The organism is Actinokineospora iranica (genome assembly GCF_900101685.1).
Classification (GTDB): Bacteria; Actinomycetota; Actinomycetes; order Mycobacteriales; family Pseudonocardiaceae; genus Actinokineospora; species Actinokineospora iranica.
Window position 1 is genome coordinate 311,476 of record NZ_FMZZ01000007.1, and the last position, 14,254, is coordinate 325,729.

Annotated in this window: 3 protein-coding genes and 2 pseudogenes; 4 read left to right on the forward strand and 1 reads right to left on the reverse strand. The window is 74.1% G+C overall.

Translation table 11 applies throughout. The annotated features are described in order from the left end of the window. Positions 1-27 precede the first annotated feature (27 nt). Complete coding sequence (locus BLS56_RS16915; RefSeq protein ID WP_091451546.1) at positions 28-1,608, reverse strand: aspartate aminotransferase family protein; 1,581 nt, start codon at positions 1,606-1,608, stop codon at positions 28-30. A gap of 305 nt (positions 1,609-1,913) precedes the next feature. Between BLS56_RS16915 and BLS56_RS16920 the strand changes: the two are divergent. The 4 genes and pseudogenes from BLS56_RS16920 to BLS56_RS16935 form a co-directional block, all read left to right on the forward strand. Further along, positions 1,914-6,518: pseudogene (locus BLS56_RS16920) on the forward strand (SDR family NAD(P)-dependent oxidoreductase); the annotation flags it as partial. A gap of 36 nt (positions 6,519-6,554) precedes the next feature. Further along, positions 6,555-12,197, forward strand: a pseudogene (locus BLS56_RS16925) (thioester reductase domain-containing protein); the annotation flags it as partial. Between the two features lie 5 nt (positions 12,198-12,202). Beyond that, the gene (locus BLS56_RS16930) at positions 12,203-13,549 is read left to right on the forward strand and encodes an NAD(P)/FAD-dependent oxidoreductase (RefSeq protein ID WP_091451696.1); all 1,347 of its coding nucleotides are present in this window, start codon (positions 12,203-12,205) and stop codon (positions 13,547-13,549) included. Between the two features lie 162 nt (positions 13,550-13,711). After that, a complete protein-coding gene (locus tag BLS56_RS16935) occupies positions 13,712-14,146 on the forward strand; it encodes a YybH family protein (protein ID WP_091451553.1) in 435 nt (144 codons plus the stop codon). Positions 14,147-14,254: the final 108 nt, after the last annotated feature.

A 14,254-nucleotide genomic window follows, 5' to 3' on the forward strand; every position in this document is an offset into this window, starting at 1 on the left:
TGGTTCGGGGTTCGTTTTCCGCGGTTCTCAGCCGGGCGCGATGGCGGCTTCGTCCCCGTCGCGCAGGGCGGTGAGCAGGGCGCGCAACCCGGCTTCCACGCGGTCGATCTCGCCGTCGGTGATGAACACCGACGGCTCAAGGCGCAGTGTGTCGGTCGCGCTGGCGGTGGGCAGGACGCGCAGGGCGTGCGCGCGCAGCAGGTAGCCGGACAGCGCGTAGCCGAGGAGCCCGTCGCGGGCCTGCTCGGCGATGAACCCCGCGGCGGAGCCGGACTGGTCGCGGAACTCCATGCCGATCATCAGTCCGACGCCCCGCACGTCGGCGACCACGGTCGGGAACTCGTCCCGCAACCCGTTCAGCATGGCCAGCAGCCGGGCGCCGCGCTCGGCCGCCAGCGCGTAGACCGCGCCGCCGTCGGCTTCCAGCAGGTCCACCGTGCGCGCCGCGATGAGCGTGGAGAAGGCGTCCTTGGCGAAGGTCGAGCTGTGCACAAGCTCGAACTCGTCGCGGTAGCGCGACTTGCGCACCAGGGTCATCGCCGCCTTGGCGATTCCGCCGCCGAGGCTCTTGGCCAGCGTGTAGTAGTCGCCCAGCAGGCCCACCTGCGAGCTGGCGAAGAACGTGCCGGTGCGGCCCATGCCGCTTTGCACCTCGTCGACGATGATCGGCAGGTCGACGGCGGCGCACACCCGCTGGACCCGCTCGACGGTCTCCCGGTCGAACGGCCGGATGCCCGCCTCGCCCTGGACCGGTTCGAGGATGAACGCGCAGATGACCGGCAGGTCCCGCTCGACCACGCGGACGGCGTCGCCGTCGACGGCCACGTCGAACAGGGTTCCGCGCTCGGCGTCGATCGCCTCGGCCAGCGCGTCGGGCTCGCGCACCGGGACGAACCGGCACCGCGCGGCGAGCGACTGGAACGGGGTCCGGAACCCGGCGTTGTGCGTGAGCTGGACGCTGCCGACGAGCTTGCCGTGGAACGAGCCCTCCGGGGCCAGGAACACCGGCGCTGCCGCGGCGCGCTCGGCGTTGGCCCGGGTGACCGCGTCGAGCACCGCGTCCGGCGGGGCGGCACGCGCCACCGTCAGCCGGTCGAGGGTCTCGTCCGCCGGGACGCGGGCGCCCCCGGCGAGTGCGGCGCGGGCCTTCTCGATGTTCCCGTCGATCTCCGCCATCAGGTCGGCCACCTTCGCGACCCGGTCCAGCTCGGCGTGCTTGACCGCGATCTCGACCGCCTCCGCGCCGCTGTTGGCGAAGATCGCCGAGTACTCCCCGACGTCGCCGAACTCGCGGCGGAGGATGGCGTTCACCCGCTGGGCAAGGTCGTTGGCATAGGGGTGCCGGGAGAACTGGGCGTGCACCGGGACGCCCTGATCCAGCAGCTGCCTGGCGTGGGCGACCAGTGCGGGGTGGTTGTGCCCGAGGACGGTCGAGCCGTATCCGCCCACGAGGTCGAGCACGGCGACCTCACGGCCTGTTTCGTCGCGGTAATAGAGAGTGTCCTTCCGCGCCCGGTGGTAATGGACGTTCAGTCCCAGTGAGGCGAGCAGACCCCCGAGGTAGGGCTCCGCGAGGTCGCTTCCTGAATGTTCAGGGTTCGTGGTCAATCCGGTTCCCAACCTTGTGAGGGCCTACGTGTGCGCAAAGCTACAGAATCGCGAGTAATGCCCTTCTCATTCAGTGCTAATCGGTCCGATTATCGTTTCGAGGACCGGCGAGAGTGGACGATTACTGCTTTGCGAGCGCGGTCGGGACACAATGCCAGAGCGGCGAGCCGAAAGACGAGTTCTCCGCGAACGGGAGATGACCGTGCACGGTGTCCAGGAGCCCATCCGTGCGCCCCATCGACGATTTCGGGAGCTGACGGCGCGTGCGCACTGACGAGAACCAACTCCGCCAGTACCTCAAGCGGGCCGTCGCGGACGCCCAGGCCAGCCGCGCGCGCCTGCGCGAGGTGGAGAGCCGGGAGCGCGAGCCGATCGCCATCGTGGGGATGGCGTGCCGCTACCCGGGCGGCGTGGACTCGCCGGAGCGGCTGTGGCGACTGGTCGCCGACGGCGTGGACGCGGTGTCCCCGTTCCCGGACAACCGGGGCTGGCCGCTGGACCGGCTCTACCACCCGGACCCCGACAGCGTCGGCAAGTCCTACACCGACCTGGGTGGGTTCGTGCACGACGCGGACCGGTTCGACGCGGCGTTCTTCGGCATGTCGCCGCGCGAGGCGCTGGCCACCGACCCGCAGCAGCGGCTGCTGCTGGAGAGCGCGTGGGAGAGCCTGGAACGGGCCGGGATTCCCGCCGACTCGGTGCGCGGCAGCCGGACCGGAGTGTTCGTCGGCTCGATGTACCACGACTACGGCGCCCGTCCGCACCTGCCGCAGGAGGAGTTCGAGGGCTACCTCTACAGCGGCAGCGCGGGCAGCGTCGCCTCGGGCAGGCTGGCCTACGTCTTCGGGCTGGAGGGCCCCGCCGTCACCGTCGACACCGCGTGCTCGTCGTCGCTGGTCGCCATCCACCTCGCGGCCGCGTCCCTGCGCCGCGGCGAGTGCGACCTGGCGCTGGCCGGTGGCGTGACAGTGCTGTCGACGCCGCAGGTGTTCGTGGAGTTCTCCCGGCTGCGCGGCCTGTCCGCGGACGGCCGGTGCAAGTCCTTCGCCGCCGCCGCCGACGGCACCGGCTGGTCGGAGGGCGTCGGCCTGCTGCTGGTCGAGCGCCTGTCCGACGCCCGCCGCAACGGCCACGACGTGCTCGCCGTGATCTCCGGGTCGGCGATCAACCAGGACGGCGCGAGCGCCGGGCTCAGCGCCCCCAACGGCCCGGCGCAGGAGCGGGTGATCCGCGCCGCGCTGGCCGACGCCGGGCTCACCGCCGCCGACATCGACCTGCTGGAGGCGCACGGCACCGGCACCCCGCTGGGCGACCCGCTGGAGGCCAACGCCCTGATCGCCGCCTACGGCCGCGGCAGACCCGCCGACCGGCCGCTGCGGTTGGGGTCGCTGAAGTCCAACATCGGCCACACCCAGGCCGCGGCGGGCGTCGGCGGCGTCATCAAGGTCGTGCAGGCCATCCGCAACGGAGTCATGCCCAAGACCCTGCACGCCGACGAGCCGACCCCGCACGTCGACTGGGCCTCCGGCGCGCTCGCCCTGCTGACCGAGGCCAAGGCGTGGCCGGAGTCCGACCGGCCCCGCCGCGCCGGGGTGTCGGCGTTCGGGTTCAGCGGCACGAACGCCCACGTCATCGTCGAGCAGCCGCCTGTCCCGCCCGTGGGCGAGCCCGCGGACGATGCCACCGACCGGGCCGAGGGCAAGCAGGCCGACGTGCCCGTCGCCGCAGCCCCGGTCCTGCCCTTCGTGCTGTCCGCCCGCTCGCCAGAGGCGCTGCGCGCGCAGGCGGGGCGGATCGCCGCGCTCCTGGCCGAGCGCCCCGACCTCGACCTGCTCGACCTGTCCTACTCGCTGGCCACCACCCGCAGCGCCCTGCGGCACCGCGCCGTCGCCCTGGCGGGCGACCGCGCCGAGCTGGTCGCCAGTCTCGCCGAGCTGGCCGAGGGGACGCCGGGCGCGGTCATCGGGACCAAGGACGAGGGACGACTCGCGTTCATGTTCACCGGCGGCGGCGCCCAGCGCGTCGGGATGGCCCGCGAGCTGGCCGAGACGTTCCCCGTCTTCGCCGAGGCGTTCGACGAGGTCTGCCTGGCTCTCGACGAACACCTGCCCCGCCCGCTGCGCGAGGTCATCGAGACCGGCGACGAGCTGGGCGAGATCGATTACACCCTCGCCGCCCTCTTCGCGGTCGGAGTCGCGCTGTTCCGCCTGCTCGACACCTGGGGCGTCCACCCGGACCACCTCGTCGGCCACTCCACCGGCGAGCTGATCGCCGCCCACCTCGCCGGGGTGCTGACGCTGCGCGACGCCGCGGTTCTGATCACCACCCGCGGCAGGCTCATGCGCGCCTTGCCAGACGGCGGCGCGATGGTCGCGGTCGAAGCGAGTGAGGACGAGGTGCGTGAGACCCTCGACGCCGAAGGCCGTGCCGTGATCGGCACGGTGAACGGGCCGAGGGCGGTCGTGCTCTCCGGCGACGAGGACGCCGTGCACGCCGTCGCCCAGGTCTGGCGGGACCGCGGCCGCGGCGTCAAGGTCCTGCCGATCCTGCGCGCGTCGCACTCGCACCGCATGGACCCGATGCTCGACGAGTTCCGCGTCGTCGCCAAGGGGCTGACCTTCCACAGCCCCCGGGTCGGGATCGTCTCCACGGTCACCGGCGAGGTCGAGACGGGCGCGGGGTGGACCTCCCCCGACTACTGGGTGGAGCAGATCCGCAAACCGGTCCGCTTCCTCGACGCCGTCCGCACCCTGGAGGCCCAGGGCGTCACCACGCTGCTGGAGCTGGGGCCGGACGGGGTGCTGTCCGCGATGGCCGCAACCGGCGTCGAGCACGCCGTCGCGGTGCCCGCCCTGCGCCGCAAGCACTCCGAGCCCAGGACGCTGGTCCACGCGCTGGCCGTGCTGCACGCGCGGGGCGTCCCGGTCGACTGGGCCGCGTTCTTCGCCGGGACCGGCGCGGGCAAGGTCGACCTGCCGACCTACCCCTTCGAGCGCGAGCGGTACTGGCTGGAGCCCGTCGCCCCCTCGGCCAGCGGGGGCGCCGACCCCGGCGGGCCGGACCCGCTCGGCGCGCTCCACCAGGTCGCGTGGGTTCCGGACGTGATCCGGCCGTCGGCCCGGGTGACGCCATGGACGACGCTCGGCGACTCGGGCGGGGACGACCTGGCCGCCTTCGCCCAGGCGCTCGCGGCCGGGGACGGCGCCCGCGCTCTCCTCGCCCCGGTCGGCGGCGGGAACGCGGTGCGGAAAGCGGCGGACCTGGTCCAGCGGTGGCTGGCCGACGACCGGTTCGCCGAGGTCCGCCTGGTCGTCGTCACCCGGGGCGCGGTGGACACCGAGGCGCCCGACCCGGCATCGGCGGCGGTGTGGGGCCTGGTGCGGTCGGCGCAGACCGAGGCGCCTGACCGGATACTGCTCGTGGACACCGACTCGGACACCGACTCGGACACCGACACCGACACCGACCCGGTCCCGCCCGCGCTGCTGTCGGCGCTGCTGGCCGCGGACGAGCCCCAGGCCGCCATCCGCTCCGGACAGGTCCGCGTCCCGCGCCTCACCCGGCTCCGCCCCGCCGCGGCCAGCGCGGCGAACGGCCCGACGTGGAATCCCGAGGGCACCGTCCTCATCACCGGCGGCACCGGGGTCCTCGGCGCCGCCGTCGCCCGCCACCTCGCCGCCGCCCACGGCGTCCGGCGCCTGCTGCTGGTCAACCGCGCGGGCCCGGCCGCGGCCGGGGACCTGGTGGCCGAGCTGACCGGCCTCGGCGCCGAGGTCCAGGTCAGCGCGTGCGATGTCGCCGACCGCGGCGCGCTCGCCGCGCTGCTCGCCGACATCCCCGCCGACCGGCCCCTGACCGGGGTCGTGCACGCGGCGGGCGTGCTGGACAACAGCCTGCTCCCGGCCATGACCCCCGGTCGCCTCGACGCCGTGCTGGCCCCCAAGGCCGACGGCGCGCGGCACCTGCACGAGCTGACCCGGGACGCGGACCTGTCGGCGTTCGTGCTGTTCTCCGCCGCCGTCGGCCTGTTCGGCGGCCCCGGCCAGGCCAACTACGCCGCCGCCTGCGCCTATCTCGACGGGCTCGCCCAGCACCGCCGTGCCCTCGGCCTGCCCGCCACCTCGGTGGCGTGGGGGCTGTGGGACGTCGACGGCGGCATCAACGCGGGCGTCGGCCCCATCGACCGGGCCCGGCTCGCCCGCGACGGCTTCGTCCCGATTCCCGCGGCCGACGCGGTCGCGCTGCTGGACACCGCGCTCGCGACCGGACTGCCCGCGGTGGCCGTCACCCCGTTCGATCTGGACGCGGTGCGCGCCCTGCACCGGGTCCCGCCGCTGCTGCGCGCGCTGGTCCCGACCACCGGCAGGCCCGCGGCGGGCGGCCAGGAGCCGATCGCGGCGCGGCTGTCCGGGCTGACCGGCGTCGAGCGCGCGGAACTCGTCCTCGACCTGGTCTGCGGCGCGGTGGCCGCGGTGCTCGGCCGCACCGACCCGGCCGCGATCGACCCCGGGCAGCCGTTCCGGGAACAGGGCTTCGACTCGCTCACCGCGGTCGAGCTGCGCAACCGGCTCACCGCGGGCACCGGAGTCCAGCTGCCCGCGACCGCGGTGTTCGACCATCCCACGCCCGCGCGGCTGGCCGAGTTCGTGCTCGACCGGGTCGCCCCCGATGCCGCCGCCGAGCCCCGCTCGTCCGCGCTCACCGCGCTGGACCAGCTGGAGCACGCGCTGGCCGCCGCCGAGGACACCGCCGACCGCGAGCAGATCACCGTGCGGCTGCAGACCGTCCTGTCCCGGTGGCTGGAGAAGGACGCCGCCCAGGCCGCCGGACCGGACGACCCGCTCGAGTCGGCGTCCACCGCGGAACTGCTCGACTTCATCGACAACGAGCTCGGCCGCGCCCAGCGCTGACGCCCGCCCGACTTCCCAGAACAGGTGCCCCTCGCCATGGCGGATGAGAAGAAGCTCGCGGAATACTTGAAATGGGTCACCGCGGACCTGCGCAAGGCCAGGCAGCGCATCGCGGAGTTGGAGTCCGGCCGCGCGGAGCCGATCGCGATCGTCGGCATGGCCTGCCGCTATCCGGGCGGCGTGCGCTCGGCCGACGACCTCTGGCGGCTCGTCGCGGACGGCCGCGACGGCATCACCGGGTTCCCCGACGACCGCGGCTGGGATATCGACGCCCTCTACGACCCCGACCCGGACTCGCCCGGCACCACCTACACCCGCGAAGGCGGCTTCCTCGACGGCGCGACGGACTTCGACGCGGACTTCTTCGGGATCTCCCCGCGCGAGGCGCTCTCCATGGACCCGCAGCAGCGGGTGCTGCTGGAGACCGCGTGGGAGACCTTCGAGCACGCCAACATCGACCCGACCCCGCTGCGCGGCGCCGACGTCGGCGTCTTCGTCGGCGCGGTGGAGCAGTCCTACCTCGGGCTGACCGGCCCGCAGGAGTTCGAGGGCTACCTGCTCACCGGCAAGCTCGGCGCGGTCGTGTCCGGCAGGCTCTCCTACGCCTTCGGATTCGAGGGCCCGGCCATGACCGTGGACACGGCGTGCTCGTCGTCCCTGGTCGCCATGCACCTGGCCGCCCAGTCGCTGCGCGGCGGCGAGTCCCGGCTCGCCCTCGCGGGCGGTGTGACGGTCGTCGGCAGCCCCGGCGGGTTCGTCGACTTCTCCCGCCAGCGCGGCCTGGCCCCCGACGGCCGCTGCAAGTCGTTCGCCGCGGCGGCCGACGGCACCAGTTGGGCCGAGGGCGCAGGCCTCGTCTTGCTGGAGCGGCTCAGCGACGCCGTCGAGAACGGGCACCGGGTGCTCGCCGTCCTGCGCTCGTCCGCGGTCAACTCAGACGGCGCGTCCAACGGGCTGACCGCCCCCAGCGGCCCCGCCCAGGAGCGCGTCATCCGCGCCGCCCTCGCCTACGCGCGGCTGGACGCGGCCGAGGTCGACGCCGTCGAGGCGCACGGCACCGGCACCAGGCTCGGCGACCCCATCGAGGCCCAGGCGCTGCTGGCCACCTACGGCGCCGCGCACACTCCGCGGCGCCCGCTGCTGCTGGGCTCGCTCAAGTCCAACATCGGGCACACCGTCGCGGCAGCGGGCGTCGGCGGGGTGATCAAAATGGTCCAGGCGCTGCGGCACGGCGCCCTGCCCCGCACCCTGCACGTCGACGCGCCCACCCCGCTGGTCGACTGGTCCGGCGGCGGCGTCGCGCTGCTCACCGAGCACAGCCCGTGGCCGGAGACCGACCGGCCGCGCCGGGCCGCGGTGTCGGCGTTCGGCGTCAGCGGCACGAACGCGCACGTCATCCTCGAACAGGCTCCCCCCGAGAGCGCGGCGGCAGGACCCCGGTCAGCGCCGCCCGTGCTCCCACTGGCGCTGTCGGCCAAGTCCGGCCAGGCGCTGGCCGCCCAGGCGCGCAACCTGGTTTCCCTCCTGACGGAGACGCCGGGCCTGTCCGGTGTGGACTTGGCGTGCACGCTGGCCACCAGTCGGGCCGCATTGACCGAGCGGGCCGTCGTCGTCGGCTCCGACATCGGCGCGCTGCTCGCCGGGCTGCGCCCGCTCGCCGAGGGAGGCGCCAGCGGCACGACCGCCGCCGCGCCGGGCAAGGGCAGGCTGGGAGTCCTGTTCACCGGCCAAGGCGCCCAGCGCGTCGCCATGGGCGCCCGGCTGCGCGCGGCGTTCCCGGTGTTCGCCGAGGCGTTCGACACCGCGTGCGCCGAACTGGACCGGCACCTGGAGCACCCGCTGCGCGACGTGCTCGACGACGCGGACCGGCTCACCGCGACCGAATACGCCCAGCCCGCGCTGTTCGCGCTGGAGGTCGCCCTGTTCCGGCTGTTCGAGTCCTGGGGCGTGCGCCCCGACTACCTGGCCGGGCACTCCGTCGGCGAACTCGCCGCGGCGCACGTGGCCGGAGTGCTGTCGCTGCCGGACGCGGCGCTCGTCGTCACCGCGCGGGGCAGGCTCATGCAGGCGCTGCCCGAGGGCGGGGCGATGGTGGCGCTGCAGGCCACCGAGGACGAGGTGGCGCCCCTGTTGGCGGGGGCGGTCGCGATCGCCGCGGTGAACGGCCCCGACTCGACGGTGGTGTCCGGCGACCAGGACGCGGTCGAGCGCGTCGCCGACACGGTGAGCTCTTGGGGCAGGCGCGCCAAACACCTGGTGGTCAGCCACGCGTTCCACTCACCGCTGGTGGACCCGATGCTGGCGGAGTTCGGCCGGGTGCTGGACAAGGTCGCCTTCCGCGCGCCGGAGATCCCCATCGTCTCCACGGTCACCGGCCGCGTCGCCGTCGGGGACGAACTGCGCTCACCGGCGTACTGGGTCGGCCAGGCGCGCGAGCCGGTCCGCTTCCTCGACGCGGTCCGCACCCTGGTCCAGCGGAAGGTGACCGCCACCCTGGAGTTGGGCCCGGCCGGGGTCCTCTCGGCCATGGTCGCCGGGATCGCCCCGATCACCGCCGTGCCCGCGGTGCGCGACGTCCAGGCCGAGGCCCACGACGCCGTGGCTGCCCTGGGCGGGCTGTGGTCCACCGGCGTGCCCGTCGACTGGCCCGCCTACTTCGCCGGGACCGGCGCGCGGCAGGTGGACCTGCCCACCTACCCGTTCCAGCGCGAGCGGTACTGGCTGGAGACCACCGAGGTCACCGTGACGCGGCCCGCCGACACGCCGCGGGACGCCATCCTGCGCGTCGACTGGGCTCCCTTCACCCCGCCCGAGCGGGCCGCCCCGCGGGCCTTGGGCCTGCTGCGCCTCACCGGGGCGGAAATCCCGGAGATCGCCACCGGCGCCGGACTGGTCGAGTTCGTCGACGCGGCCGCGGCCCTCGACGCGGTGGGCTCCTACGACGCCCTCGTCGTGCCCGCGCTGTTCGCCGCGGGCGGTGACGTGCCCGCCCGCGCCGAGCGCGCGGTGCTGGACGCGCTGGCGCTGGTGCGGGCGTGGCTGGCCGACGAGCGGACCACCCAGGTCCCGCTGGTGGTGCTGACCCGAGGCGCGGTGGCCACCGAGAGCGGGGGAGTGGACGCCGCGGGCCTCGTCGCCGCGCCGCTGTGGGGCCTGCTGCGCACGGCGCAGTCGGAGGCCCCGGACCGGGTCGTGCTCGTCGACACCGATGACGACCCGGCGTCCACCGCCGCGCTGCCCGCCGTTCTCGCCTGCGGCAGGCCGCAGGTCGCCCTCCGCGCGGGCCGCGCCCTCGAACCCGGCCTGGTCAAGGCGGGCAGGCCGGGCGGGCGCGACCACCGGTGGAATCCCGAGGGCACCGTGCTGATCACCGGCGGCACCGGCGCCCTCGGCGGCCTGGTGGCCCGCCACCTGGTCCAGCGGCACGGCGTCCGGCGCCTGCTGCTGGTCAGCCGCCGCGGCCCGGACGCGGCGGGCGCGGGCGAGTTGGCCGCCGAGTTGGCCGAGCACGGCGCCGGAGTGCGGGTCGCCGCCTGCGACCTCACCGACCGGGACGCGGTCGCCGCGCTGCTCGCGGGCATCCCCGCCGACCACCCGCTCACCGGCGTCGTGCACGCCGCGGGCGTCATCGACGACGGCATGATCGCCGACCAGACCCCCGACCGGGTGACGGCCGTGCTGCGGCCCAAGGCGCACGCGGCGTGGACCCTGCACGAGCTCACCCGCGACCACGACCTGGACGCCTTCGTGCTGTTCTCCTCCGTCGCGGGCGTCATCGGCGGCGCGGGCCAGTCCGGCTACGCCGCGGCCAACACCTTCCTCGACGCCTTGGCCGACCACCGCGCCGGGCTCGGGCTCCCCGCGACCTCGCTGGCGTGGGGCCTGTGGGCGCACGAGCGGGGCATGAGCGGGCACCTGACCCGCGCCGAACTCGACCGCATCGCCCGTGCCGGGCTGCTCGCCATCACCGAGGACACCGGCCCGGCGATGCTGGACCTGGCCCTGCGCGCGGGCAGGCCCGCACTCGTGGTGACCCCGGTCGACCTGGACGCGCTGCGGGCCGACGCCAGGCGGTCGCCGCTGCTGCTGCGCCGCCTGGTCCAGGACACCGGCGGGGCCGCGGCCGACGACGAGTTGACCGCCGAGCGGCTGGCGGGCCTGACTCCCGCGCGCAGGCGCGCGGCCGTCGCGGAGTTCACCCTCCGCGAGGTCGCCCTGGTGCTCGGGCACTCCGGACAGGCGACCGTCGAGGGCGGCAAGCGGTTCACCGACCTCGGGTTCGACTCGCTCACCTCCGTGGAGCTGCGCAACCGGCTCGCCGACGCCACCGGACTCACGCTGTCCCCGGCGCTGATCTTCGAGCATCCCACCCCGGACGACCTGGTGGACCACCTGCTCGCGGCCCTGGCCGCCGCGACGCCCGCGGAATCGGGCCCGACCGGTGTCGACCACGTCGACCACGTCGACCCTGTCGGACACGTCGATCACGTCGACTACGCGGCCGACATCCACCTGCCAGACGACGTCCGCCCCGCGCCCGAGACCACGGTGGCCGCCGCCGACCCCGCCGAGGTCCTGCTGACCGGAGCCACCGGCTTCCTCGGCGCCTTCCTGCTCCGCGACCTCATGCGGTCCACCCGGGCCAGGGTGCACTGCCTGGTGCGCGGCGCCGACCTCGCCGACGCCACGCGCAGGCTGCGCGACAACCTCACCTGGTACCAGGTGGGCGCCGAGGTCGACCCCGAGCGGCTTGTGGTCCACGTCGGCGACCTGTCCGCCCCGGGACTCGGACTGGCCGAGGACGCGTTCGACGACCTGTCCCGCCGGGTGGACGCCGTCTACCACGCTGGCGCGGCGGTCAGCTGGCTGCGGCCCTATTCCGAGCTCGCCGCTGGCAACGTCGGCGGCACCCGGGAGGTGCTGCGGCTGGCCGCGGCGCACCGGACCGTCCCGGTCCACTACGTGTCCACCACCGGCGTGTTCCCCGCCCCCGAGCCCGGCGCCGCCCCGGCCACCCCGACCGACCCGACCGGGCCCGCGCACCTGCTGCACAACGGCTACCTGCGGAGCAAATGGGTCGCCGAGCAGGTCATCGGGCTCGGTCGCGCCCGCGGACTGCCGGTTTCGGTCTACCGGGTCGACGTGGTCTGCGGGGACCGGGTGAGCGGCGCGTGCCAGACCAAGGACTTCGTCTGGCTCAGCCTCAAGGGCCTGCTCGAGTCGGGGGCTGTGCCGCGGCGCCTCGCGGGCGTCGTGCACATGGTGCCGGTCGACTACGTCAGCTCGGCGATCGTGCACCTGTCCAGGCGGGAGGACACCGCGAACCGCACCTTCCACCTCTACAACCGGCAGGACCAGACCTTCGCCGAGTTCGTCGGCCACCTCCGGTCGGCGGGCTACGACCTGCCCGAAGTGGACTGGGACACCTGGCTGGGCCGGGTGCGCGCGGACCGGGCCAACGCCATCGTCCCCCTCCTGGACTCCTTCACCGGGATGAACCAGGTCCCCGGCCGGGCCACCTACCCCCCGATCGACGTCTCGGACACCGAGCGCGCCCTGTCGGGCACCGGGGTCGAGTGCCCGCCGGTCGACCGGGAGCTGTTCGACAAGTACATCGACTTCTTCGTCCGCGCGGGCTACTTCCCGTCTCCCGCCGGGTCCGGACAGGCAGGAGAGTGACCGCAGTGCAGACAACTGATCGGGGCCGCGCGATCGTCCTCGGCGCGAGCATGGCCGGGCTGCTGGCGGCGCGGGCGCTGGCCGACAGCTACGCCGAGGTCGTCGTCGTGGACCGCGACGACCTGGCCGAGGACGACCGAGGCAAGGGCCACAGCGAGACCCGGCGCGGCGTCCCGCACGGCGGGCACCTGCACAACCTGCTGGCCGCGGGGCTGATCGCGGTGGAGGAGCTGTTCCCCGGCATCACCGGCGAGCTGAGCGCGGCGGGGGCGGTGGTGGGCGACGGCACCGAAAATGTGCGGTGGCTGGTCAACGGCACGCGTATGCCCAAGCCGCGATCCGGGCTGCCGCTGCTGTCGGTCAGCCGTCCGCACCTTGAGCGGCGGGTCCGCGCCCGGGTGCGTGCTCTGTCCACTGTGGTCTTCCAGGAACGTGTGGAGATCAAGGGGCTGCTGACCGACCCGGCCCGCGCCACCGTCGTCGGCGTCCGCGTCGCGGTGGGCGAGGACCACCGCGACCTGCTCGCCGACCTGGTGGTCGACGCGACCGGGCGGCGCACCAGGACCCCGTCGTGGCTAACCGAGCTGGGCTACGGCGAGGTCGAGGAGGAGAAGCTGACCGTCAACGTCGGCTACACCACCCAGTACTACCGGCTGAGCGAGGACCGCCTCGTCGACGAGGTCTCCATCGACGTCGGCGGATCGGCGGCGGTGCCGCGCGGCGCACTCTGCGCCAAGATCGAGGACGGCTGCGCCGTGGTCACCGGCTACGGCATCGCGGGCGCGTACCCGCCGCGCGACACCGCGGGCTTCCACGACTTCCTCAAGTCCCTTGCCGCCACCGACATCCACGAGGCGGTGCACGACCAGGAGCCGCTCGGCGACCCGCTGACCTACCGGTTCCCGGCCAACCTGCGCCGCCGCTACGAGCGGCTGCCGTCCTTCCCCGACGGCCTGCTGGTCATCGGCGACGCGGTGTGCAGCTTCAACCCCGTATACGGGCAGGGCATCACCGTCGCCGCCCTCGGCGCCCGGGTGCTGCGCGAGCACGTTTCCCGGCCGGGGGCCGTCGCGCCCCGGACGTTTCTCGCCGACCTCGCGGCCAGAGCCGTCGACCACGTGTGGGACCTGACCACCGGCGCCGACGCCGCTTTCCCTGGCGTGGGTGGGGAGCCGACCGAGGAGCAGGTGGCCGAGCAGGCTTATCTCGACCGGTTCCTGGCCGCGGCGGCGCGGGACGGGGACCTGTTGGTGGCCTACGCGCGGGTGGCGTTCCTGCTCGACCCGGCCGCGGCGCTGGTCGCCCCGGAAATCCAGGAAGCGGTGGCGCGGGCGTCAGTCCCGACCGCCTAGACAGGGCCTAGACCTTGACGGGCGCGTTTTCTCCTCGGCCCGGTTCTGGTAATCGCGCGGTGCCGCACGTGATTACCGGGACGAGAGCAAACCGAGGACGCGCCCTGATAGCTTGCAATCAGTTCTGTGCGGCTGCCGCAGACACGAATGGAGTAAATCGTCGTGACCGACCGTGACAACGTTCTGGCGACCGATATCGATAAGCACCAGGAAGCCTTCGGGATCGCTTTCAACTCGGGCGATGTCGACGCCGTCAACTCGATGTACGTCGACGGCGCGGTGAGCGTCTGGGAGCCGGGCAACCCGCACTACGGCGAGGCCCGCCGCGAATACGTCGCGAACTTCCTCAGGACCCGCAAGCCCACCGTCGACGCGAAGGTCCGCCAGCAGCTTGTCGTCGGCGACACCGCGATGCTCGTGGTCGAGTGGGAAATGCAGGCGCTTGACGAGAATGGCGAGCCCGAGCACCTCGAAGGCGTCGCCATCGATGTTCTGCGGCGCGGGGACGACGGCTTCTGGCGCTACGTCGTCGACAATCCGTTCGGCGTCAGCGGACCGTGGACAGCGGACGAGGCGGCCACCGCGGGCAAGGTCTGACCGGCGGTCCCCACCGGCGCGGGGGTGGGCGCGGGCCCGCGCCACCCATGACGCAGGCGCAAGAACCGAAACAACCCACCGCGGCGCTTACCGCATGAGATATGGAGA